23 protein-coding genes are annotated in these 21,010 nt (G+C 70.4%); 11 read left to right on the forward strand and 12 right to left on the reverse strand.

Annotated features, from left to right (window positions below; translation table 11 throughout):
* Positions 1–43: 43 nt before the first annotated feature.
* Together DEJ25_RS15680 and DEJ25_RS15685 are read right to left on the reverse strand one after the other, a co-directional pair.
* Positions 44–1,246 (reverse strand): hypothetical protein, encoded by a 1,203-nt coding sequence (locus DEJ25_RS15680; RefSeq protein ID WP_111045269.1) that lies wholly within the window; start codon positions 1,244–1,246, stop codon positions 44–46.
* 92 nt (positions 1,247–1,338) lie between these two features.
* On the reverse strand, positions 1,339–1,605 hold the full coding sequence (locus DEJ25_RS15685; RefSeq protein ID WP_110905048.1) for a hypothetical protein: 267 nt from the start codon (positions 1,603–1,605) through the stop codon (positions 1,339–1,341).
* 159 nt (positions 1,606–1,764) lie between these two features.
* Between DEJ25_RS15685 and msrA the strand changes: the two genes are divergently transcribed.
* The 5 genes from msrA to DEJ25_RS15710 all read left to right on the forward strand — a co-directional run bounded on the left by msrA (position 1,765) and on the right by DEJ25_RS15710 (position 5,477).
* Positions 1,765–2,292 carry a peptide-methionine (S)-S-oxide reductase MsrA gene (gene msrA / locus DEJ25_RS15690; RefSeq protein ID WP_110905047.1) on the forward strand — a complete coding sequence of 176 codons (528 nt, stop codon included), beginning with the start codon at positions 1,765–1,767 and terminating at the stop codon, positions 2,290–2,292.
* Between the two features lie 38 nt (positions 2,293–2,330).
* The gene (locus DEJ25_RS15695) at positions 2,331–2,558 is read left to right on the forward strand and encodes a methyltransferase (RefSeq protein WP_110905046.1); all 228 of its coding nucleotides are present in this window, start codon (positions 2,331–2,333) and stop codon (positions 2,556–2,558) included.
* A 113-nt stretch (positions 2,559–2,671) separates the two neighbouring features.
* Positions 2,672–3,250 carry a single-stranded DNA-binding protein gene (locus tag DEJ25_RS15700; protein WP_111045270.1) on the forward strand — a complete coding sequence of 193 codons (579 nt, stop codon included), beginning with the start codon at positions 2,672–2,674 and terminating at the stop codon, positions 3,248–3,250.
* A gap of 53 nt (positions 3,251–3,303) precedes the next feature.
* Positions 3,304–4,989 carry an energy-dependent translational throttle protein EttA gene (ettA, locus tag DEJ25_RS15705; RefSeq protein ID WP_110905044.1) on the forward strand — a complete coding sequence of 562 codons (1,686 nt, stop codon included), beginning with the start codon at positions 3,304–3,306 and terminating at the stop codon, positions 4,987–4,989.
* Positions 4,990–4,994: 5 nt separating this feature from the next.
* The gene (locus DEJ25_RS15710; protein ID WP_110905043.1) at positions 4,995–5,477 is read left to right on the forward strand and encodes a thioesterase family protein; all 483 of its coding nucleotides are present in this window, start codon (positions 4,995–4,997) and stop codon (positions 5,475–5,477) included.
* Between the two features lie 159 nt (positions 5,478–5,636).
* Here the strand turns inward: DEJ25_RS15710 and DEJ25_RS15715 are convergent, their stop codons facing one another.
* The 3 genes from DEJ25_RS15715 to DEJ25_RS15725 all read right to left on the reverse strand — a co-directional run bounded on the left by DEJ25_RS15715 (position 5,637) and on the right by DEJ25_RS15725 (position 7,399).
* Complete coding sequence (locus DEJ25_RS15715) at positions 5,637–6,494, reverse strand: acyl-CoA thioesterase (protein ID WP_375334569.1); 858 nt, start codon at positions 6,492–6,494, stop codon at positions 5,637–5,639.
* A gap of 71 nt (positions 6,495–6,565) precedes the next feature.
* A complete protein-coding gene (locus DEJ25_RS15720) occupies positions 6,566–6,847 on the reverse strand; it encodes a hypothetical protein (RefSeq protein ID WP_110905041.1) in 282 nt (93 codons plus the stop codon).
* A 105-nt stretch (positions 6,848–6,952) separates the two neighbouring features.
* Positions 6,953–7,399 (reverse strand): Hsp20/alpha crystallin family protein, encoded by a 447-nt coding sequence (locus DEJ25_RS15725; protein ID WP_110905040.1) that lies wholly within the window; start codon positions 7,397–7,399, stop codon positions 6,953–6,955.
* Between the two features lie 163 nt (positions 7,400–7,562).
* Here DEJ25_RS15725 and DEJ25_RS15730 point away from each other — a divergent pair, with 163 nt between their 5' ends.
* Positions 7,563–8,264 carry a hypothetical protein gene (locus tag DEJ25_RS15730; RefSeq protein WP_110905039.1) on the forward strand — a complete coding sequence of 234 codons (702 nt, stop codon included), beginning with the start codon at positions 7,563–7,565 and terminating at the stop codon, positions 8,262–8,264.
* A gap of 161 nt (positions 8,265–8,425) precedes the next feature.
* Here DEJ25_RS15730 and DEJ25_RS15735 read toward each other — a convergent pair whose 3' ends face one another.
* The 3 genes from DEJ25_RS15735 to pepN all read right to left on the reverse strand — a co-directional run bounded on the left by DEJ25_RS15735 (position 8,426) and on the right by pepN (position 12,680).
* Entirely contained in the window at positions 8,426–8,956 is a 531-nt protein-coding gene (locus tag DEJ25_RS15735) for a globin (protein ID WP_111045272.1), read from the reverse strand.
* A complete protein-coding gene (locus tag DEJ25_RS15740) occupies positions 8,953–10,023 on the reverse strand; it encodes a mechanosensitive ion channel family protein (protein WP_258366114.1) in 1,071 nt (356 codons plus the stop codon). Before DEJ25_RS15740 ends, DEJ25_RS15735 begins: the two co-directional genes overlap by 4 nt.
* 77 nt (positions 10,024–10,100) lie before the next feature.
* Entirely contained in the window at positions 10,101–12,680 is a 2,580-nt protein-coding gene (pepN, locus tag DEJ25_RS15745; protein ID WP_111045273.1) for an aminopeptidase N, read from the reverse strand.
* A 124-nt stretch (positions 12,681–12,804) separates the two neighbouring features.
* Here pepN and DEJ25_RS15750 point away from each other — a divergent pair, with 124 nt between their 5' ends.
* Positions 12,805–13,455, forward strand: a complete 651-nt coding sequence (locus tag DEJ25_RS15750) for a DsbA family protein (RefSeq protein ID WP_258366113.1) — start codon at positions 12,805–12,807, stop codon at positions 13,453–13,455.
* A gap of 255 nt (positions 13,456–13,710) precedes the next feature.
* Here the strand turns inward: DEJ25_RS15750 and DEJ25_RS15755 are convergent, their stop codons facing one another.
* Positions 13,711–14,229 carry a GNAT family N-acetyltransferase gene (locus DEJ25_RS15755; protein ID WP_110905035.1) on the reverse strand — a complete coding sequence of 173 codons (519 nt, stop codon included), beginning with the start codon at positions 14,227–14,229 and terminating at the stop codon, positions 13,711–13,713.
* Here DEJ25_RS15755 and DEJ25_RS15760 point away from each other — a divergent pair.
* The 3 genes from DEJ25_RS15760 to DEJ25_RS15770 all read left to right on the forward strand — a co-directional run bounded on the left by DEJ25_RS15760 (position 14,228) and on the right by DEJ25_RS15770 (position 16,558).
* Positions 14,228–14,932 (forward strand): XRE family transcriptional regulator, encoded by a 705-nt coding sequence (locus tag DEJ25_RS15760; RefSeq protein WP_111045274.1) that lies wholly within the window; start codon positions 14,228–14,230, stop codon positions 14,930–14,932. The two genes, DEJ25_RS15755 and DEJ25_RS15760, sit on opposite strands and share 2 nt — an antisense overlap.
* Before the next feature lie 86 nt (positions 14,933–15,018).
* A complete protein-coding gene (locus tag DEJ25_RS15765; RefSeq protein ID WP_110905033.1) occupies positions 15,019–15,507 on the forward strand; it encodes a ribose-5-phosphate isomerase in 489 nt (162 codons plus the stop codon).
* Positions 15,508–15,526: 19 nt separating this feature from the next.
* Positions 15,527–16,558, forward strand: coding sequence for an Fpg/Nei family DNA glycosylase (locus DEJ25_RS15770; RefSeq protein ID WP_110905032.1), 1,032 nt, complete (start codon positions 15,527–15,529; stop codon positions 16,556–16,558).
* An 81-nt stretch (positions 16,559–16,639) separates the two neighbouring features.
* Here the strand turns inward: DEJ25_RS15770 and DEJ25_RS15775 are convergent, their stop codons facing one another.
* On the reverse strand, positions 16,640–18,118 hold the full coding sequence (locus DEJ25_RS15775) for an amidohydrolase (protein WP_111045275.1): 1,479 nt from the start codon (positions 18,116–18,118) through the stop codon (positions 16,640–16,642).
* Entirely contained in the window at positions 18,115–18,768 is a 654-nt protein-coding gene (locus DEJ25_RS15780; protein WP_111045276.1) for an FMN-binding negative transcriptional regulator, read from the reverse strand. Before DEJ25_RS15780 ends, DEJ25_RS15775 begins: the two co-directional genes overlap by 4 nt.
* A gap of 33 nt (positions 18,769–18,801) precedes the next feature.
* On the opposite strand from DEJ25_RS15780, the gene DEJ25_RS15785 reads away from it, so the two are divergent.
* Positions 18,802–20,208, forward strand: a complete 1,407-nt coding sequence (locus DEJ25_RS15785; protein WP_111045277.1) for a serine hydrolase — start codon at positions 18,802–18,804, stop codon at positions 20,206–20,208.
* A 54-nt stretch (positions 20,209–20,262) separates the two neighbouring features.
* Here DEJ25_RS15785 and DEJ25_RS15790 read toward each other — a convergent pair whose 3' ends face one another.
* A complete protein-coding gene (locus DEJ25_RS15790; RefSeq protein WP_110905029.1) occupies positions 20,263–20,904 on the reverse strand; it encodes a hypothetical protein in 642 nt (213 codons plus the stop codon).
* Between the last annotated feature and the right edge of the window lie 106 nt (positions 20,905–21,010).

The raw sequence follows: 21,010 nt of genomic DNA on the forward strand, positions 1-21,010 counted from the left end.
CCATCCTCGGGGATGGCGGCCTTCGTCGTCAGGCGGTGTCAGTTCACTCGTCGTCGTCCACAGCGCGTCGACGCAGTTCGCTCGCGCTGACGGGATTCGAGTACGGGGACTCAGACGTCTCGTTCGCGTCAGCGGGCTCGGCGGGGGCATCGGCGATCCGCGTCGGGATCGACGTCGTGCTGGCGGTGCCGGCAGCGCCGACAGGCACGTCGGTCCTGTCGCTCCTGGCACCGCGGCCGTCGTCACGCTCGTTGTCGTCGTGTGAGAAGCTGCGCGCGGTCCACGACGCCGGGAGGTCGTTGCGACCGTTCCGTTCGTCGCGCACCACCGGTGCACGGTCCGCGGAGCCGGGGCGGAGAGAACTCACGGGGACGTCGTCCACGGCGTCCTCGTTGTCAGCGTCGGTTTGGTCGGCGTCGGCGGTGTCGTGCTCTCGGGAGGCTGACCAGCCGCGGTTGGGCGACCCGAAGGCAGGCGAGCCGAGGGTCGGACGGATCGGCGTGGTTTCCCCGTCGGAGTAGGGGCGCGTCGCGTTGTCCGAGATCGGGACCGTCGCGTCGGAGTCGTACGAGCTGTCACCGGTACCGGCGGCCGAACCGGCGCGAGCGCCGGCGTCCGGCGTGACCGGCGGCTGGGCGGGGCGGAGCGAAGTGGTGGTCGGAGTGGGCGCCGGCTCCGGCGTGCGGGCCGAGTCGACCTTGTCGGCGTTCCAGTCCTGCTGGCGCTTGATGAGGTCCGCGTCGGGGTCCGGGGAATCGAACTTCCAGCGCTCGAGGTCGCTCTTGAAGAGCTTGCGCGCGCGACCGGGCCGGGCCTGCCACTCGAGGATTCGGTCACGGAACTCTGTCAGCGACTGCTCTGCCTGGAAGCTGAAGGTCGAGGAGTTCTTCTTGATGTCCGCGATCTCGTGCTGCGCCCAGTTCGCGGCAGTCGGTGCGCCGGTGACGGGGAGCAGACGGAGTCGGATGTCGGCGTCCTCGGCGAGATGGTCCGCGTAGGCGCGCTCATCGTGCCCGAGCGAACCCCAGTTGGCGGCCTTCCGCGCTGCCGAGATGAGTCCGGCGACGGCAGCGTTCTTCGCTTCACGCTCCTGCAGCGAGACGACGCGCTTCGTCGCTCCGCGGCCGATCAGTGCCGCGACGATGCCCGCGACGACGATCGCGATGAAGGGGATGATCGCCCCCGACAACACGCGCCAGCCGTCGTCCGACGAGGTCCAGTCGTTCAGGTCGTTCCACCACTGCATGCGCGCACCCTACGTCGGGATCGGTCAGGGTCTGGGGATGACAGGCGGAGGAACCGCACATCCATCGCATCTGATTCCGATGTGGAACATCATCACCAGCGCAGGGTGTCGACGGCGTCGTCCGCGTCCCAGACGTTGGGGAGTTCGACGAACCGGCGTTCGGCCGCGATGTAGCGACGGGCGCGGTACGCGGTGTCCCCGGCGACGTCGACCCGGTCCACGTACCCGACGATCTCACCGTTCGCCCGCGTGACACGGCTCAGGTCGTCGCGTACGTCCAGGATCCGGAGATCGCCGCGGGAGCGCGCGACCGGTCGAGGCGAGTGGATGCTGAGCCGGGCGTCCGTCGTCGTCTGCATGTGGGCCTCCTGGTCGGCGGGTGTGACTCGAATGTACGTTCGGCCACCGACACCGCGGCCGGCCGCAGCCCGACCCGGGGAACACGCACGGGCCTCCCGGCGTTGTGGAGGAACGTTCCCTCAACGGCTCTCCCGAGCCTCGGAAGGCAGGTCCTGACCATGACCACGTTCGTGCTCGCAGGTGGATGTTTCTGGTGCCTCGACGCGGTGTACCGCACGCTGCAGGGCGTGCAGGACGTCGTGTCCGGCTACATCGGCGGGAGTGACCCGCACCCGACGTACGAGCAGGTGTGCACCGGCACGACCGGCCATGCCGAGGCCGTCGCCGTCACCTTCGACGAGACCGTCCTGCCGGCGCAGGTCGTCCTCGACGTGTTCTTCACCCTCCACGACCCGCGCCAGCTGAACCGTCAGGGTGCCGACGTCGGTACCCAGTACCGGTCGGCCATGTTCCCCGCGGACGGCGAGCAGCGTGCGCTGTTCGAGCAGGCGATCAGGCGGGCCTCGGACATCTGGGACGGCGGGATCGTCACCAGCATCGAGCCGCTCGGCGAGTTCCACCGCGCGGAGGAGTACCACCAGGACTTCTTCGCGAAGAACCCGGGGCAGGGCTACTGCCTCGCCGTCGCACTGCCCAAGGTCAACAAGGTCCGCAAGGCATACAGTCAGTACATCCTGGCGTCCTGAACGACGGGGCGTCGGGGCCACGAGGAGGTGGTCGCACGATGACGAACGACACGCTGCAGAACGCGGACGCGACGACGGGGACCTGGGTCGCCGTCGGACCGGCAGGAGCGGTGGGCACCATCCACCGCGATGCCGACGGGTTCCGTGTGGAGCTGTACGGGCGACGTGGCCCGGGCGGGACGTACCCGTCGCTCCAGTCCGCCAAGGGCGCGGTGCACAAGGCGATGGGTCCGCTCGCGGACCGGCCCGAGTTCCGCGCACACTGATCGGGACGGGAGGCTCCGATCACCTTCCTGCACAGGGAGCGTGATCGGCGCCTCCTCTCCACATCCTCGGCGCCACGAGCGGGCGGGGGCTCGCGCTGTCCGACGATCGAGCCATGAACGACACGATCACGGTCTGCGGCATCGTCGCCACCGAACCCCGCCACCTCGTCACCGAGACGGGCATCGCCATCACGAGCCTCCGGCTCGCCTCACCGTCCCGCCGCTGGGACCGCCAGACCTCGACCTGGGGCAACGGTCCGACCAACTGGTACACCGTCACCGCTTTCCGTTCCCTCGCCGCCAACGTCAACCGATCGCTCAGCAAGGGGGACCGGGTGGTCGTCACCGGACGCGTGCGCATCCGCAACTGGGAGCGCGACGGCCGTGGCGGGACGAGCGTGGAGATCGACGCCGAGGGGATCGGCCACGACCTCGCCTGGGGGATCAGCAACTGGATGCGACTGCCGCGCCACGTCACCGAGGCGACCGCCGCCCCCGGCTCCTCGCCACGCGTCGACCACGACACCGGCGAGGTCCACGAAGACATCCCGGACGCTGCGCACCCACCCGTCGAGGCAGTGCCGGACGACACCCACCCCGACGAGCGCCAGGGCGCCGACGACTCCCTCGCCGCGATGCTGACCCCCGCCGACGAGCCGCCGGACCACCCGGTCGGGCTCGATGCGGCCTGATCTCGGCACCCGAGCCCACGAGTGACCGGTGTCATCACTACACTTGGAGCAATATGGCTGAGTACATCTACCAGATGGTCCGCGCCCGCAAGGCGGTCGGTGACAAGCTGATTCTCGACGACGTCACGATGTCGTTCCTGCCCGGCGCCAAGATCGGCGTCGTCGGGCCGAACGGTGCGGGCAAGTCGACGATCCTGAAGATCATGGCGGGGCTCGACCAGCCCTCGAACGGCGAGGCGAAGCTGACCCCGGGCTTCACCGTCGGCATCCTCATGCAGGAGCCGGAGCTCGACGAGACCAAGACGGTCCTCGAGAACGTCCAGGAAGGCGTCGGCGAGATCCACGGGAAGCTCGCGCGCTTCAACGAGATCTCCGCGCTGATGGCGGAGCCGGATGCCGACTTCGACGCGCTCCTGGCCGAGATGGGCACCCTGCAGGAAGAGATCGACGCGGCTGACGCGTGGGACCTCGACTCGCAGCTCGAGCAGGCCATGGCCGCCCTCCAGTGCCCGCCCGGGGACGAGCTCGTCACGCACCTCTCCGGTGGTGAGAAGCGTCGCGTGGCACTGTGCAAGCTCCTGCTCCAGAAGCCGGACCTGCTGCTCCTCGACGAGCCCACCAACCACCTGGACGCCGAGAGCGTGCAGTGGCTCGAGCAGCACCTGCAGCAGTACCACGGTGCCGTCCTGGCCGTGACCCACGACCGGTACTTCCTCGACCACGTCGCCCAGTGGATCGCCGAGGTCGACCGCGGTCGCCTCTACCCGTACGAGGGCAACTACTCGACCTACCTCGAGAAGAAGCGCGCCCGCCTCGAGGTCCAGGGCAAGAAGGACGCCAAGCTCGCCAAGCGACTGACGTCCGAGCTCGACTGGGTCCGCAGCAACACGAAGGGGCGCCAGGCCAAGTCAAAGGCGCGTCTGGCGCGCTACGAGGAGATGGTCACGGAGGCCGAGCGCACGCGCAAGCTCGACTTCGAGGAGATCGTCATCCCCGTCGGACCGCGTCTGGGCTCGCAGGTCATCGACGCCGAGAAGCTGCACAAGCAGTTCGGCGAGCGCGTCATCATCGGCGACCTGTCGTTCACGCTGCCCCGCAACGGCATCGTCGGCGTCATCGGCCCGAACGGTGTCGGCAAGACCACGCTCTTCAAGACGATCGTCGGCCTCGAGCCGCTCGATGGTGGCACGCTGAAGATCGGCGACACCGTCGACATCTCGTACGTCGACCAGAGCCGTGGTGGCATCGACCCGAACAAGAACCTGTGGGAGGTCGTGTCCGACGGACTCGACTACATCCAGGTCGGCAAGACCGAGATCCCGTCTCGTGCGTACGTGTCGCAGTTCGGGTTCAAGGGCCCGGACCAGCAGAAGCGTGCCGGCATCCTGTCCGGTGGTGAGCGCAACCGTCTGAACCTGGCGCTGACGCTCAAGCAGGGCGGCAACCTGCTGCTCCTCGACGAGCCGACGAACGACCTGGACGTCGAGACGCTGGGCAGCCTCGAGAACGCGCTGCTCGAGTACCCCGGTTGCGCCGTGGTCATCACCCACGACCGGTGGTTCCTCGACCGCATCGCGACGCACATCCTCGCCTGGGAAGGCCTGAACGAGGACGGCACGCCGATCTGGTACTGGTTCGAGGGCAACTTCGAGGCGTACGAAGAGAACAAGATCGAGCGCCTCGGAGCCGACGCTGCGAAGCCCGGCCGCGCGACGTACCGCAAGCTCACCCGGGACTAGTCCCGGTGGCACGCCTGCACGCTCCGATCCGCATCCGGTGGAGTGACATCGACGCCTACGGGCACGTGAACAACTCCGCGATGCTCCGGCTGCTCGAAGAAGCACGCGTGCTGGCGTTCTGGGCGCCGGACCCCGACGAGATCGATGAGTCGGGGTCCGCGCCCGAGCCGGTGATCGACGGCCGCCCGGGTTCGGGGACGATGACGGTGATCGCGGCGCAGCGCCTCGAGTACCTCGCATCGACGCCGTACTTCCGTCGGCCGCTCGACATCCAGCTCTGGATCGGGCGGATGGGTGGGGCCAGCCTCGACATCTCGTACGAGGTGTGGTCGCCGATCGGGCACGATCCCGCCGAGCTCTACACGCGGGCTACGACCACGCTGGTGCTCGTCGACGCGGAGACGAACCGCCCACGACGCCTCACCGACGTCGAGCGGGCCGCTTGCCAGCAGTACGTCGAACCGCCGGTGACGTTCTCGCGACCCTGACGATCCCTCGATCGTGTAGCCGGCGGTAGGCTCTTCGGGCTCTCGAGTTCTCGGCCCGTCGGACACGTCAGCTCGTCAGTGCGTCGGGCCGCCGGACACGCCAGTCCGCGCGCAGGTTGACACTGCGGCACAGCGTCACAGCGTCAGCTCGACACTCCGTCAGGCGGTCGGAACGCGCATCATGCCCTCCTGGGCGACGGTGGCCAGCAGGCGGCCGTCGTGGGAGAACATCCGGCCCAGCGCGAGGCCCCGGCCACCCTGGGCGCTCGGCGACTCCTGCGCGTACAGCACCCACTCGTCGGCGCGACCGTCACGGTGCCACCACATGGCGTGGTCGAGGCTCGCCAGCTTCACGCCGGGCGTGCCCCAGGCCATGCCGTGCCGACGCATGATCGGTTCGAGGAGGGACAGGTCGCTCGCGTAGGCGAGGACGGCACGGTGCAGGGCGGGGTCGTCCGGCATGTCACGCTCGACGCGGAACCAGACCGCCTGGTGTGCGACCTGCGCGCCCTGTACGTCCACGTAGACCGGACCGTCGACGTGTCGCATGTCGATCGATCGTTCCGCCCACGCCTGTGCGGTCGGGTGGTCGATGCCCGCCAGCACGGAGGCTGCGGAGGGCAGGGACTCCGGCGTGGGGACGTCGAGGGGCATCGGGTCCTGGTGTTCGGCTCCGGCGTCCGGCGTCTGGAACGACGCGATCATCGAGAAGATCGGCGTGCCGTTCTGGTACGCCTGGACCCGGCGGGTGGCGAACGATCGGCCGTCGTGGATCCGCTCCACGCCGAACGTGATCGGGACGTCGATCGCTCCCGGCCGGAGGAAGTAGCCGTGGACGGAGTGGATGTCCCGGCCCTCGATGGTGGCCTGCGCGGCGACGATGCACTGCGCCAGGACCTGCCCTCCGAAGATCCGGCCGCCCGGCGACCAGTGACTCGCTCCGGTGAGGATCGTCTCCCTGGTGCTCGCTCCGGTGTCCTCGAGACGCAGCGTGGAGAGGAAGTCGGGTTCGCGGATCACGCCATCAGTCTACGAAGACTGCATGCGCGTGCCAGAGGTGCTGTCCAGGGGTCCTGACCGGGGTGTCCTCAGTCGCTTCCGGTCGCAGTCGCGCCGAGCAGGTCGAGGACGCGCGGGGATGTCCTCAGCACGCTCCATACGATCACGGCGACGAGCGTCCCGCTGGCGCTGGCCAGCCAGGGAGTGACGAGGTGTGACCAGGCTGTCGGCGAGATGATCCACACGAGCTGGTTGGCGATCACCGATCCCGCCAGCGAGAGCAGCAGACCGAGACCTGGGCGGAGGCTCTGGGCGGCGAACAGGCCGGCGACGACGAGGACGGACGACAGGGCGTTGAACAGATGTGGCATGGGCGTGTGGGGGATCGACAGGCGAGCGCGGGGTGAGGGGTGTCGGGGAGTCGACCGTGGGGTTGGTCCGCATGGGACCGACCCCACGGTTGACTGGCTGGTGCGTCAGCTGCTCGACGCGGCGCGTTCGACGGCGAGTGCCCCGGTGCTGTCACCCGTGCTGATGGCGATCTTGCGCGGCTTCGACGACTCCTGGACGGGGATCGTCACGCTGAGCACGCCGTTGTCGTAGTGCGCGGCGATCCGTTCGACGTCCAGGCCGTCGCCGAGCGTGAGCTGCCGGACGAACGAACCGGGCTGCCGCTCCCGCGTGAGCCACTGTGCACCGTCGGGGGCGCCGAGGGTCCGTTCAGCCCGGATGGTCAGCACGGAACCGTCGACGTCGATGTCGACCGAGCCCGGATCGACGCCGGGCAGGTCCACGTCCATGACGTAGTGGTCACCGGCGCGGTAGAGGTCCATCGGCATCGAGCGTGGGCCCGCTCCTGCTCCGGCGAGGAGGGACCCGGCGAGACGGTCGAGCTCGCGGAACGGGTCGAAGTTCATGGCCATCTGACATCAACTCCTTCACTGGATGGTTGTCGGTTGAGTCGCTGTGACTCAACTGCATCCGGTTTTAGCACTCGAACCCGGAGAGTGCCAAAAGGACGCCGAGAGGACGCCGAGAGGTCGACCAGCGGGTCTCCGGACGGTCGCGGCTAGGATCGGAGGCGACATGAGCAGCTCGTTCACCCTTCCCGACGCCGCCTCGCTCGGTGACCTCCGCACCTACCTCGGGCGGGCCGCTCGCATCGAGGACGGGTCGGTCCGACTCATCGCCGACTCGGGCGTCCTGGCGGTCTACACCGCCATCCTCTACCCGCTCGGTCTGCTCGACGAGCTGCCGACCGTCCTCGGCCTCCGGACCTTCGCGCTGACGCAGCCGGAGCACATCGACGTCGTCGTGCCGCTGCGGTCGTTCCAGGAACGCCTGCGGCTGCTCGCCGAGGCCCAGGACGCCGACCAGGCCGACAGCGCCGACCCGACGCGTGCCACCCCGATCGAGGTCGAGTTGCCCCTCGAGGTCCACACCGTGACGTGGGCAGCGATCTCGCCGCCCCGCGGTGGATGGGCCCCGCTGCCGGACGTCTCCGCGGAGCTCCTGCACCGCGCGGCGCGGCAGGGGATCGACGAGGTCGCGGCTGCCGTGCCGGCGAGCTCGGGGGAGTCGATCGTCCGACGCGTCCGCTCCGAGGTGTGGGGTCGGCCGATCACCGGCGTCGAGCACCTGCCTGCCGGCGCGGGATTCGCTGCCGAGAGCCTCGGGTTCCTCGGCACCGAACCGGTGCGCCTGTTCGAGACCGGTCCGTGGAGTCGGCTCACGACCTCGCGTGGGCACGTGCTCGTCAAGCGGCGCGCCTGGACGCTGAGCTCCTAGCCCGGTCTCGACCGCCGACGGCCGGCCTCGACACGCGACGCCTGGCCCCGATCCCGGCCCGACCCCGATCCCGGCCCGAGTCCCGACCCCGGCGGTCACCCGACTGACCTGCCTGGGCGGGGGCGACCGGACGGCGGACGATGCCGAACGTCCCCCCCGACTCAGTCGAACGCGTTCGTCATCGCGTGGGCCGCGCGGTCCAGGTACCCCCAGAGCTCGGCCTCGTCGAGCGGAGCGAGTCCGAGCGACTCCACCGCGTCGTGCATGTGCTGGAGCCAGTGCTCGCGCGCCTCGGGCGTGATGCGGAACGGGTTGTGCCGCATCCGCAGGCGGGGGTGTCCGCGCTGTTCGCTGTACATGGACGGTCCACCCCAGTACTGCTGGAGGAACTGCGACAGCCGCCAGATCGCCCCCTCGAGGTCGTCGGCCGGGTACATCGGCCAGATGACCTCGTCGTGCTGCACTCCCTCGTAGAAGCGTCGTACCAGACGGTCGAACGTCGGGGCGCCGCCGATGCGGTCGAAGAGCGAGCCGCTCGCCGCGGCGCCGCCGAGTCCGACACGGAGCGTGACGGGCTGCGCCGGAACCGCGCCGGCACCGTCGGCGTGGCCGCTGCTGTCTGCGGGGGCGCTGCTGTCGGGCCGACCAGCGGCTCCGGCCGGTGGCACGATCGGCAGGGACGGTCCGGTCATGGCGAGTCCTCGTGGTCGGTGCTGGGTTCTTCCCCGGTGCGGATGGCCCGCCCGAAGACGTTCCGTCGTGCGCTGCGGGACCGGGCGGGTGTCGGGACCGGCGCGGTCCGCACCGGGCGCAGGCCGTTCACGGAGGTGGCGTTCTCCCACCCGGCGGGCATGATCATCGCCATCGCGGGCAGGGTGACGCCGAGTTCGTCGACGCTGTGCTTGAGCCGGATGCGGAGCTCGCGGCCGACGACGTCGAGCTCGGAGGCGCGGGTCTTCACGACCAGGCGGAACACCATGCCGGTGTCCGTGATCGACTGCAGGCCCCAGATCTCGGGCTTCTCGACGATGCGCTGACGCCACCGGGACTCCTGCGACATGGTGACGGCAGCGTGCAGGAGGGCGTCCTGCACCGCGTCGATGTCGGTGTCGTAGGGGACGGTGATGTCCACCAGGACGCGGGACCACCCCTGGGACAGGTTGCCGACGCGCAGGATCTGGCCGTTCGGCACGAACCAGAGGATCCCGTTGACATCGCGGATCTGCATGACGCGTAGGCCGACGCTCTCGACGACGCCGGTCGCCTGCCCGGTGTCGACGACGTCACCCACCCCGGCCTGGTCCTCGAGGATCATGAAGATGCCGGACAGGATGTCGCGGACGATGCTCTGGGCACCGACCGCCAGGCCGGCGGCGACCACCGAGGCGCCACCGACGATGCCGACGGCGGCGGTGGGGAACACCGTCGAGATGATGATGGCGAACGCGATGACCGCGACGACGACGGTCGCCAGGTTCTCGAGCACGCTGCCGAGGGTCCGGGTGCGCTGGACGACCCGGGCCGTCTGCAGCGGTGAGGCGACGAGCGCCTGCGTGTCCGCGGCACCCTGCCGCTTCTTCACGCCGTTGACGATGCGGTCGACGACCTGCTTGATCGTCCGGCGGAGGATGAGCCGGAGGACCACCGCCGCGAGCAGGACGATGACGATGGTGATCGGGACGTGCCAGGTGTCGACGAACTGGGTGAACGTGTTCGACGCCCACTTCGAGACGTCGGTGGTGTCTGCAGCCAAGAGCATGATCCGATCGATGCTAAGCGGCGAGGCCTCGGCCTCCCTGGAGGAACGCCGAGGCCTCGCCGCTCGTCACATCAGGGTCAGACGTCCGCTGCCTGGACCCGGAGGGCCCGCTCGGTGCCCGCGAGGTTCTCGGTGACGATGCGGCGCAGTGCCGGCGTCTCCGGGTGTGCCTCGAGCCACGCCACGGCCGCGTCGCGCAGCTCCGTCGACGCCAGCGGCGCGGGGTAGAGCCCCGTGACGACGGTGTCCGCGATGTGGTAGCTACGCTCGTCCCAGATGCGGGTGATCACGTCGAAGTACCGTGACACGAGGCCCTCGAGCACGACCGGGGAGTTGACGTGCTGGAACCCGATCGTGGTCTGACGGACGATCGCGTTCGGCGCGTCGTCGCTGTCGACGAGCGACGAGAACGCGGCGAGCTTGCCCTCGGCCGTGGGGATCGTCGCCCGGGCACGCGCGGCGGCCTGCTCACCCGAGGCCGTGCGGTCGGCGGCGAGCTCGGTGTCGATCTCGTCGTTGCCCGCAGCGCCGGCGAGCACGAGGCCCTCGAGCAGCTCCCAGCGGAGATCGGTGTCGACCTCGAGCCCCTGCAGCGTCACCGAGCCGTCACGCAGCCCCTGGAGCGTCGCCACGTGCTCGGGCGTCGAGGGGATCTGCGCGAAGAACTTCACGAACTGGAACTGCGCGTCGGAGCCGGACTCGGCCGACGACGCGAGCTGCCAGAGGGTGTCACCGACGGTACGGACGGTGCTGTCGGACTTCGCCGGCGCGACGTAGTTGCGCGCGGTGAGCAACAGCTGCGACAGCGTGGTCCGGATCGTCGTGGACTCGGTCTCGGTCGCGATGTTGCCGAGCACGAGCGACACGTAGTCGCTGGCGGGGGACTCGGCGTCGCGTGTGGCGTCCCAGACGGCACCCCAGACGATGGAACGCGCGAGGGGGTTCGCGATCGCGGCGAGGTGCTCGATCGCAGTGCGACGGGACTGCTCGTCGAGACGGATCTTGGCGTAGGCCAGGTCGTCGTCGTTGAGCAACACGAGGTCGCCGCGGTGCACGCCGACGAGTTCGGGCACGTCCGTGCGGGCTCCGTCGACGTCGATCTCGACGCGGTGGGCCCGCTCGAGCTTGCCGCCGGACGACGCGGTGTCGGCGCCGAACGGTGCCGAGGCGTCGTTCGTGAAGGAGTAGACGCCGATCGCCAGTCGGTGCGGTCGCAGCGTCGGGTGGTCGGCCGGGGCTTCCTGCAGCACGGCGAACGAGGTGATCACACCGTCGGCGTCGGTCTGGATCTCCGGGCGGAGGGTGTTCACGCCAGCGGTCTCGAGCCACAGCTTCGACCACTCGGACAGGTCACGGCCGCTGGTGGACTCGAGTTCGACGAGCAGGTCCTTCAGCTCGGTGTTGGAGTGGTGGTGCTTCTTGAAGTAGGCCGAGACGCCCGCGAAGAACGCATCGATACCGACCCACGCGACGAGCTGCTTGAGGACCGAGCCACCCTTCGCGTAGGTGATGCCGTCGAAGTTGACCTGGACGTCTTCGAGGTCGTTGATCGTCGCGACGATCGGGTGCGTCGAGGGCAGCTGGTCCTGGCGGTAGGCCCAGGACTTCTCCATCGCCTGGAACGTGGTCCACGCTTCGGTCCACTCGGTGGCTTCGGCCGTGGCGATGGTCGACGCCCACTCGGCGAACGACTCGTTGAGCCACAGGTCGTTCCACCACTTCATGGTGACGAGGTCGCCGAACCACATGTGGGCGAGTTCGTGCAGGATCGTGACGACCCGGCGCTCCTTGATGGCGTCCGTGACCTTCGAGCGGAACACGTACGTCTCGGTGAAGGTGACGGCACCCGCGTTCTCCATCGCGCCGGCGTTGAACTCCGGCACGAAGAGCTGGTCGTACTTCTCGAACGGGTAGGCGACGTCGAACTTCTCCTCGAAGTACGCGAAGCCCTTGCGGGTGATGTCGAAGACGTACTCGGGGTCGAGGTACTCGGCCAGCGACTTCCGCGCGAACACCCCGAGCGGGATGGTCCGGCCGTCGCGGCTGGTGAGCTCGCTGCGGACGACCTCGTACGGGCCGGCGACGAGCGCGGTGATGTAGCTCGAGATCTTCGCCGTGGGCGGGAAGGTCCACGTGGCGTGGTCGCCGTCGACGTGCGGCTCGGGCGTGGGAGCGTTCGAGACGACCTGCCAGCGTGCCGGTGCGGTCACGGTGAAGCTGAACTCAGCCTTGAGGTCGGGCTGCTCGAACACGGCGAACATGCGCCGGCTGTCCGGGACCTCGAACTGCGAGTACAGGTAGACCTCGTCGTCGACGGGGTCCACGAAGCGGTGCAGGCCTTCCCCGGTGTTCGTGTACAGCGCGTCGGCGACGACGACGAGCTCGTTCTGCGCCTGCAGGTCGGCGAGCTGGATGCGGACGCCGTCGTTCACGGCGGCGACGTCGAGCGCCACGCCGTTCAGGGTGACCGAGTGCACGGTCTTCGTGATGGCGTCGATGAACGTGCTGGCGCCGGGCGTGGCCGTGAAGCGCACACGGGTGGTGCTGCCGAAGCTCTCGGCGCCGCGGGTCAGGTCGAGTTCGACGTCGTACGTCTGGACACTGACGATGCCGGCACGTTCCTGGGCTTCGGTTCTGGTGAGGTTCTCTCCGGGCACGGACGCTCCATCTTCGCTGCGGACGCGGACGATCGATGTCCGCGTGTCGGTGGTCCCGCTCGGCGTCGTGCGCCGGCGGGACGGCTCGTGACCAGCCTAGCGAGCGGGCGTACGCTCACGACCTGTGACTGACACCACTGTGGAGAACACCCCTGCGACCCGGACTGCTGTGGAGTTCTGGTTCGACCCGACCTGCCCCTGGGCGTGGATGACGAGCCGCTGGGTGGGTGAGGTCGAGCAGCACCGCGACCTCGACGTCACCTGGAACGTGATGAGCCTCTTCGTCCTCAACGAGCACAACGAGGGCATGCCCGCGGAGTACCGCGAGGCGATGGAGCGGAACCAGGTGTACTCGCGCCTGGTGACGGCTGCGAAGGCCCGACACGGCCAGGAGGTCGTGAAGCGCCTCTACGACGCGCTCGGCGAGCAGATCCACCACCGCCAGCAGAAGGACCCGCAGCAGGTCGTACCGGCCGTCCTCGAGCAGCTCGGCCTCGAGGCCGACCTCGCCGACGCCGCATGGACCGACGAGACCGATGTCGCGATGCGTGAGAGTCACCGAGACGGCATCGAGCGGGTCGGCCAGGACGTCGGCACGCCCGTCATCGCCGTCGACGGTGTCGCCTTCTTCGGACCGGTCATCTCGCCGGCGCCGAAGGGCCAGCAGGCACTCGACCTCTGGGACGGCGTCGTCGCCGCGGCCCGCTACCCGGGCTTCTTCGAGCTCAAGCGCTCGCGCACGACCGGTCCGGTCTTCGACACGGTCGAGGACTGACCCCGGCGCGACCACGACGGTCGTGCCGGGCCGCGTGCACCGCGCCCCGTCCTGACGGGCGCGGTGTCGGTGCGGGGGCCCAGCACATCCGATGCCGTCGCGGTCCCGCGGGCTCGCGTGGTGCGGGGCGGACGGGAGGCGTGGGTCGGCCCCGCCACGGGCCTCCCGGTCCGCGCACCGCCGCTTGCACTGCGCCCCGTTCTGACGGGCCGCGATGTCCGTGCGGGGGTGCAGCACGGCCGAGACCAGGCCAGATCAGGCCAGCGGCAACCGCATCAGCGTCAGGTCGAGCCATCGGTCGAACTTGCGGCCGACCTCCGGGACGACCGCGACCGTCGCGAACCCGAGTCGCTCGTGGAGCGCGATCGAACCCGTGTTGGTGCTGCAGATGCCGGCGATCATCACGTGCCGTCCCTCCTCGGTGGCGCGGGCGACGAGGGCGCGCATGAGCGTCGAGGCGACACCCCGCCCGCGGAACGACTCGACGACGTAGACGCTGTGCTCGACGGTGAGCCGGTAGCCCTGGTGGGGCCGCCACTGCGAGTAGGTCGCGTACCCGGCGACGACCCCGTCGACCTCGGCGACCAGGACGGGCCAGCCGTCGCCCTGCCGCTCTGCCAGCCACGTGTCGAACCAGGCGCGGGGGTGCGGGACCTCTTGCCAGATCGCCGTCGAGTGCAGGACCGCGTCGACGTGGAGTGCGTGCACGACGTCGAGGTCCGCGGGAGTGCAGTCGCGGACCCGAACCGCATCCGTCGCATATGCTGTCGCCATGTCTCACATCGTAGACGAGCCCGAGGGCACCGATGCAACCCCAGACCGGGAGCGGACGGACCACGAGCGGAAGGTCAGCGAGCGCGGGGACAGTGAGCGCGGGGACAGCGATCACCCGGACGACGCCGACCAGCGCCGGCTGGGGGAGCGGTTGCAGCGCCTCCGCACCGAGCGCCGCTGGAGCCTCACGGAACTCGCCGAGGAGTCCGGCGTCTCCCGCGCCATGATCAACCGCGTCGAGCGGGGTGTCTCGAGCCCGACCGCGACGATCCTCGGCCGCCTCTCCGGCGCGTTCGGGCTCACCGTCTCGCAGCTCCTCGACGAGGCCCTCGAGCACGAGGCGCCCCGGACCAGCGATCCGGACGAGGCCCGCGGGGTGCAGCGTGCCGCCTCGGCCGACTCGTGGACCGACCCGGAGACCGGGTACCGCCGCCGCCCCCTGTCGAGCGCTGACTTCCCCGCCGACGTGACCGAGGTGCGCCTGCCCGCCGGCCGCGAGGTCGCCTACCCCGCCAGCGCGTACGCCTTCCTGCGGCACTGCATCTGGGTCGTCGACGGGGCCCTCGAACTGCAGGTGGGTGCGACCACGACGCGCCTCGGTGCGGGGGACCGGATCGAACTCGGCGAACCGGCCGACGTCGTCTACCGCAACGCCGGCGCCGAGCCGTGCCGGTACGTCGTCGTGGTGGTTCGCCAGCGCTGACGGGAGGCCCGCCCCGGGTCCGGCACCGCGCCTCCCAGCCGGAGCGGACGGGAGGCCCGCTGCGGGTGCAGGAATAGGATCGGTCCATGCGCATCCACCTCGGAACGGACCACGCCGGCCTCGAGTTCAACAAGACCCTCGCCAGGCACCTGACCGAAGCCGGCCACGAGGTCGTGGACCACGGTCCGACCGAGTACGAGCCGCTGGACGACTACCCCTCGTTCTGCATCAACGCGGCGCACGCCGTGGTGCAGGACCAGCGCGCGGGGGTCCAGGCCCTCGGCGTCGTCTTCGGCGGTTCGGGCAACGGCGAGCAGATCGCCGCGAACAAGGTCGAGGGCATCCGGGCGGCGCTGGTGTGGAACGAGTCGACCGCGGTCCTCGCCCGCCAGCACAACGACGCCAACGTCATCTCGATCGGTGCCCGTCAGCACACCGAGGACGAAGCCATCCGTTTCGTCGACCTGTTCATCGCCGAGCCGTTCTCCGGTGAGGAGCGTCACGCCCGTCGGATCGCCCAGCTCGCCGAGTACGAGACCACGGGGCACATCGCCGGCAAGCAGATCGACCAGTAGGGCCGAGTAGACAAGAGCAATGCCCGAGGGTCACTCCGTCCACCGCATCGCCCGCCAGTTCGAGCTGCACTTCGTCGGCCAGGTCTGCGAGGTCTCGAGCCCGCAGGGGCGGTTCGCTGCCGGAGCCGCGCAGCTCGACGGCCGGAGGATGATCGCCGCACGAGCCGTGGCGAAGCAGATGTTCCTCGAGTTCGAGGGCGACCTGTTCCTCCGCGTCCACCTGGGCCTGTACGGCGCTTGGGACTTCGCGGGTGAGATCTCGACCGACGCGACGATGCGGAGCGCGAACGGGCGGATCGGCCAGACGAACCAGCGCGGCACGGTCACCGACGACACGGGTGACGCCGACGAGACCACCACGACCGGCACCGACGCCCATGTCCCGGACGATGCCGGCGAGGACTCGCTCCGGTCCATCGGTGCCCCGCGACGCTCCCGCTACCGGATGGCCGAGCAGGAGAAGGTCGAGGACCCGATCGAGGCGTTCCCGCCGGACCCGGTCGGCCAGGTGCGGGTGCGGATCCTCACCGAGACCGCCGTGGCAGACCTCCGCGGGCCGACGGCGTGTGTGGTCGAGGACCCGGCCGGCGTGCAGCGTGCGCTCGACAAGCTCGGCCCGGACCCGATGAACGACGACGGGCCCGAGGCCGAGAAGGCGTTCGTGGACAACGTCCGGAAGCGCAACGTGGCGATCGGGCAGCTGTTGATGGACCAGTCCGTGGTGAGCGGCATCGGCAACGTGTACCGGGCGGAGCTGCTGTTCCGGCAGCGGATCGACCCGTACAAGCCCGGGAAGAAGATCACCGTCAAGCAGGCGAAGGCGCTGTGGCAGGACTGGTCGAAGCTCCTGCACGACGGCGTCCGTATCGGCCAGATGATGACGATGGACGGCCTGACCGACGCGGAGTACGAGAAGGCGATGCGCTCCCGCGCCGACCGGCACTGGGTGTACCACCGCGCGGGGGAGCCGTGCCGGGTCTGCGGGACGGAGATCCGCGTCGCCGACATGGCCGGTCGGAAGCTCTACTGGTGCCCGAAGGACCAGAAGTAGCCTTCCCGCAACACGCAACGGTGGTGGCGCTCCGCAGGGATACTGCCTTCCGCGACGGCGCGACCGTTGCGTTCCGAGGCCTCACAGAGCCCGGTGGGTCCAGCGGCCGGCGACGGCGGTGGCCAGGACCGGCATGGTGCGGAGTGCGGCCGACGAGGCGGTGAGCGGGTCGGACGGCACGAGGACCAGGTCGGCCACGTCGCCGACGGCCACGCCGACGCGGCCGTCGGTGCTGCCCCGCCACGCGGCGAGTGCCGACATCCGCTGCTCCGGGTGCCACGGATCCCGTCCGTCGCGGTCCCGGCCGACGGCGGCGGCCAGCGCCACCCACGGGTCGAGTGGCGCGACGGGGGCGTCCGATCCGAGTTGCATTCGCGCTCCGGCTCGCTCGAGTGCGGCGAACGGGAAGGCCCGGTCGGTGCGGCCCGCCCAGTGGTGGTCGGCGATGTCGCGGTCGTCCATGGCGTGCTCGGGCTGGACGGAGGCGATGACGCCGAGCCGCGCGAACCGTGGGACGTCGTCGGGCTGCAGCAGTTGGGCGTGCTCGATGGTGCCGCGGGTGCCGACGGTCTCGAACGCGTCGAGTGCCAGCGTGACGGCGCGGTCGCCGATGGCGTGGACGGCGGGGACGAGTCCGGCGGCGACGGCACGGCGGAGGACCGGGACGAGGTCCTCCGGCGTCCAGGTGAGCAGCCCTTCGCCGTCCGAGGTCGCGGCGGTCCGGGTGCCGAGGGACCCGTCGGTGATCACCTTGAACGGCCCCATCGTCAGCAGGCCGCGGGTGCCCGCCACGACGTCGCCGGTGCGGAGGCCGCGGGCGAGCACGCCGTCGAGCTCGCCCGGGTAGACGCCGGACGCCACGCGGATGGCGCCCGTGCCGGCGGCGATCCGGCGCGCCCATCGGTCGAGTCCGAACACCATCTCGAGGTCGACGACGCCTGTCACCCCGCGTCGGGTAGCGGCGTCGACCGCTTCCTCGACGGCGGCGTCGAGCAGTTCGTCGGGCACCCGGGACAGCGCACCGGTGACGTCGAAGGCATCCTGTTCGCGGAGGACGCCGTCCTCGCCCGCCGGCAGGGCACGGCCGAGCGCAGCTGCGAAGTGCGCGAGGGCGCGGGTGTTGCACCAGACGGCGTGCAGGTCCGCGGCCACGACGACGACCGGGAGGCCGGGGGCGGCTCGGTCGAGCAACTCGCGTCGCGCCGGGGCCGGCCAGAGTCCGTCCCGGTAGCCGTGCCCGACCAGGACGCGGTCCGGGAGCGCAGTGCGGGCGGCCTCGGCGAGGCGGTCGGCGGTCTCCTCGGCGGAGGCGCAGTCCTGCACGTCGATGCGCTGCCGCATGAGTGCCCACTGGTCGAAGTGCACGTGGTGGTCACGGAGCCCCGGTCCGAGCCAGGCGCCGTCCGCCTCGACGACCTCGGTGGTGACCTCGCTGCCGGAGGGCGCGTCGATCGTCCCGGCTGGTCCGATCGCGGCGACCCGTCCGTCGATGACCAGGACGTCGGAGGGGGCGCCGGACGTGCCCACACGGCGGACGGTGCGGAGCAGGACAGATGTCATCGTGCCTCCCGTCCGGCGTCGCCCAGGTCCTCACGACGCGCGCGCACGCGCTCCATCTCGTCCGCCAGCGCCGGCGCCGCGTAGGGCCCGTCGGCGCGGAGACCCTCGATCACCCGGTCGACGACCTCGGGTGCCTTGTTCTGACTGAGCTTCGCGCGCGCGTCGAACCGGGTGACGCGCAGCCGGATGCCGACGGTGCCACGGGCGATGCGGCGGGCGGTGTCCTGGTCGACGTCGAGCGACACCGGGGACGGCATCTCCCGTTCGAAGTGGTCGACGAGGTCCCCGAGGACGCGGAAGTTCTCGTCGTCGGACAGGATCTCCGGCGTGCCCCACAGATGCGCGGTGGTGTGGTTCCAGGTCGGGACGAACTGCTCCGGCGGGTACCAGGCGGGGGAGACGTAGCCGTGTGGGCCCTGCACGATGACCAGGACCTCGTGCTGGCCGAGCTCGTGCGCGACCTCGTCCGGACGGCCGACGTGCGACACCAGGACGAGTTCGTCGTCAGCGCTCGCTTCGAGCAGGAACGGGTAGTGCGACGCCACTAGCCCGGTGGCCGTGTGCGACACGATCGTCGCCCAGGGGTTCCCGTCGACGAGTCGTCGGACCTCGTCGACCTCGGTCATCAGGAAGGATGGTGTGTGCCGCATCCGACGAGCGTGGCACATGCCAGGCTGGTCGGCATGGAGAAGCGCGCTGCCTACGAGTCCGTCCTGCCCTACGTCCGGGAGTGGATCGCCTACAAGGTGTGGCAGCTGCGGTTGCCCGGCGTGCAGGTCGCCGTCGGGTTCGAGGGGCAGGAACTGTTCGCCGACGCTTTCGGTTACGCGGACGTCGAGGCCGGGCGTCGCCTGACCACCTCCGACCTGTTCCGGATCGCCTCGCACTCGAAGACGTTCACCGCGACGGCGCTGCTCCAGCTCGCCGACCAGGGCGCCCTGCGCCTCGACGACACCGTCGGCACGTTCGTCCCCGCCCTGGTCGAGGCCGGTTCACCGATCGCCGACGCCACCGTCCGCGAGCTCATGGAGATGGGCGCCGGAGTCGTCCGCGACGGCGCCGACGGCGACCACTGGGCGCTGGCACACCCGTTCCCGGACGCCGCGGAACTCGTCGCGCTCGTCGTCGCGGGCGGCGCGAAGGTGCCCGTCGGGTCGGCCTTCAACTACTCGAACCTGGGCTACGGCCTGCTCGGCCTCGTCATCGAGGCGGTCACCGGCACCCGCTACGCCGACCACGTCCGCACGGCGATCACCGAGCCGCTCGGGCTCACCGGCACCGGCGCCGAGTTCGACCCGGCGCGGGAGGACGAGTACGTCATCGGCTACACCGGCCTGCACACCGCCCGCACCCGGCAGCGCGTTCCGCACGTGACGACGGGGGCGCTCGCCGCGGCCACCGGGTTCCACGGCACCGCCTCGGACCTGGTCCGGTACTTCTCGGCACACGTGCCCGGCCGCGGCACGCTGCTCTCCGACCATGCCGAGCGGCTGGCCCAGCGGAAGGCGTGGAGCGCGCTCGACAGCGACCCCGCCGCCCGCGGTTACGGCGCCGGGTTCGTCGTCGACCGGATCAACGGCCGGGAGGTCCGTGGCCACTCCGGCGGGTTCCCCGGGCAGATCACGCAGTCGGTGTTCGACCCCGCGTCCTCGTTGGTCGTGTCGGTGCTGACGAGCAGCGCCACGGGTCCCGCGACGATGCTGGCCTACGGCATCGTCCACCTGCTCGATGCCGCCGCCGACGAGCACGCCCCCGGGGCGCCGGTGCCGGCTGACGTCGACACCGACCGCTACACCGGGCGCTTCACCACCTTCGAGGGGATCACCGACATCGCCCGCGTGGGGGAGCGGCTGCTGGCGATCGACCCGACGCAGCCGGTGCCGACCGAGTCGCCCGTCCGCCTGGAGGTCGTCGACGCGGACACGCTGCGGATGGCGTCCGGCAACCGGTTCGGGTCGATCGACGAGGACATCGTGTTCACGCGCGACGACTCCGGCGCGATCGTGTCCGTCCGGGGCGACAGCGGGATGACGCAGCGTCCGTGGTCCGTGCCGGAGGAGTCACCCGAGGTCGCGGCCGCGCTCGTCTGATCACTGCGCTCGTCAGCACACGCAGCCCTGCGGCCGGGGCTCGGGCGGTCGACGTCAGCGGACGTCGGCCGTCTCCCACAACCGCCGGGCACCGTCGCCGACCGGGCGGAGGAGCGGCGGCGCGAACACCAGCTCGGCACCGACGCACGCGACGAACAGTCCGGTCAGCGGGACCGCGAACAGGGTGGTCAGCGCGTCCTGCGGCGGCATCCAGAACCCGAACAGGACCGGCTCGACGACCGTCCACGCGAGCCACACCGCGGCGCCGACCAGCACAGCCCAGGCAGCGACGCGGTGCAACGGACCGCTCGCAGCGCCGGCGGTGGTGTCTGCTGTGGTGCTGGGCCTGGTGCGCAGGACGAGCAGCACCCCGAAGACGAACAGCAGCACTCGGGCCGCGATGAACAGCACGGTTCCGACCGCCCACACGGCACTGGGCACGAGTCCGGCGAGCGCGTAGGCCAGCACGGCCAGGGCGAAGGCGAGCAGGACGTGGTCACGACTGCGGAGCGCCCGGACCGTCACCACGATCGCCGCGACGAGGCCGATGCCCATGACGGCGCGGAAGCCGACCGCGTACTGCTCCGGCCAGGCGAGGGCGAGTTGCAGCCAGCTGGCGACGACGGCGAGCGCCGGGACGAGTGCGGCGATGACCGCGGCGAGTGCCGTCAGTCGGTCGCGTGTGGTGTCGTGCATGGTTCCCCCTCGCGCTGTCCTGCATCCGTGCAGTGTCGGCACTCTACACATCACCGGCCGCGGCGGGGAAGGGTCGGGAGGACGGGGTGGGGAGGACGGGGTGGGG

Source organism: Curtobacterium sp. MCPF17_011 (genome assembly GCF_003234145.1).
Lineage (GTDB): Bacteria > Actinomycetota > Actinomycetes > Actinomycetales > Microbacteriaceae > Curtobacterium.

What these genes read in the sequence shown, in the direction of transcription:
- DEJ25_RS15740 (WP_258366114.1), bottom strand. Translation starts at nt 10,023, where the DNA reads ATGCTCTTGGCTGCAGACACCACCGACGTCTCGAAGTGGGCGTCGAAC.
- DEJ25_RS15755 (WP_110905035.1), bottom strand. Translation starts at nt 14,229, where the DNA reads ATGGCGACAGCATATGCGACGGATGCGGTTCGGGTCCGCGACTGCACT.
- DEJ25_RS15775 (WP_111045275.1), bottom strand. Translation starts at nt 18,118, where the DNA reads ATGACATCTGTCCTGCTCCGCACCGTCCGCCGTGTGGGCACGTCCGGC.
- DEJ25_RS15700 (WP_111045270.1), top strand. Translation starts at nt 2,672, where the DNA reads ATGAACGACACGATCACGGTCTGCGGCATCGTCGCCACCGAACCCCGC.
- DEJ25_RS15785 (WP_111045277.1), top strand. Translation starts at nt 18,802, where the DNA reads ATGGAGAAGCGCGCTGCCTACGAGTCCGTCCTGCCCTACGTCCGGGAG.
- DEJ25_RS15790 (WP_110905029.1), bottom strand. Translation starts at nt 20,904, where the DNA reads ATGCACGACACCACACGCGACCGACTGACGGCACTCGCCGCGGTCATC.
- DEJ25_RS15680 (WP_111045269.1), bottom strand. Translation starts at nt 1,246, where the DNA reads ATGCAGTGGTGGAACGACCTGAACGACTGGACCTCGTCGGACGACGGC.
- msrA (WP_110905047.1), top strand. Translation starts at nt 1,765, where the DNA reads ATGACCACGTTCGTGCTCGCAGGTGGATGTTTCTGGTGCCTCGACGCG.
- DEJ25_RS15685 (WP_110905048.1), bottom strand. Translation starts at nt 1,605, where the DNA reads ATGCAGACGACGACGGACGCCCGGCTCAGCATCCACTCGCCTCGACCG.
- DEJ25_RS15735 (WP_111045272.1), bottom strand. Translation starts at nt 8,956, where the DNA reads ATGACCGGACCGTCCCTGCCGATCGTGCCACCGGCCGGAGCCGCTGGT.
- DEJ25_RS15720 (WP_110905041.1), bottom strand. Translation starts at nt 6,847, where the DNA reads ATGCCACATCTGTTCAACGCCCTGTCGTCCGTCCTCGTCGTCGCCGGC.
- DEJ25_RS15730 (WP_110905039.1), top strand. Translation starts at nt 7,563, where the DNA reads ATGAGCAGCTCGTTCACCCTTCCCGACGCCGCCTCGCTCGGTGACCTC.
- DEJ25_RS15760 (WP_111045274.1), top strand. Translation starts at nt 14,228, where the DNA reads ATGTCTCACATCGTAGACGAGCCCGAGGGCACCGATGCAACCCCAGAC.
- DEJ25_RS15765 (WP_110905033.1), top strand. Translation starts at nt 15,019, where the DNA reads ATGCGCATCCACCTCGGAACGGACCACGCCGGCCTCGAGTTCAACAAG.
- DEJ25_RS15725 (WP_110905040.1), bottom strand. Translation starts at nt 7,399, where the DNA reads ATGGCCATGAACTTCGACCCGTTCCGCGAGCTCGACCGTCTCGCCGGG.
- DEJ25_RS15695 (WP_110905046.1), top strand. Translation starts at nt 2,331, where the DNA reads ATGACGAACGACACGCTGCAGAACGCGGACGCGACGACGGGGACCTGG.
- ettA (WP_110905044.1), top strand. Translation starts at nt 3,304, where the DNA reads ATGGCTGAGTACATCTACCAGATGGTCCGCGCCCGCAAGGCGGTCGGT.
- DEJ25_RS15780 (WP_111045276.1), bottom strand. Translation starts at nt 18,768, where the DNA reads ATGCGGCACACACCATCCTTCCTGATGACCGAGGTCGACGAGGTCCGA.
- DEJ25_RS15770 (WP_110905032.1), top strand. Translation starts at nt 15,527, where the DNA reads ATGCCCGAGGGTCACTCCGTCCACCGCATCGCCCGCCAGTTCGAGCTG.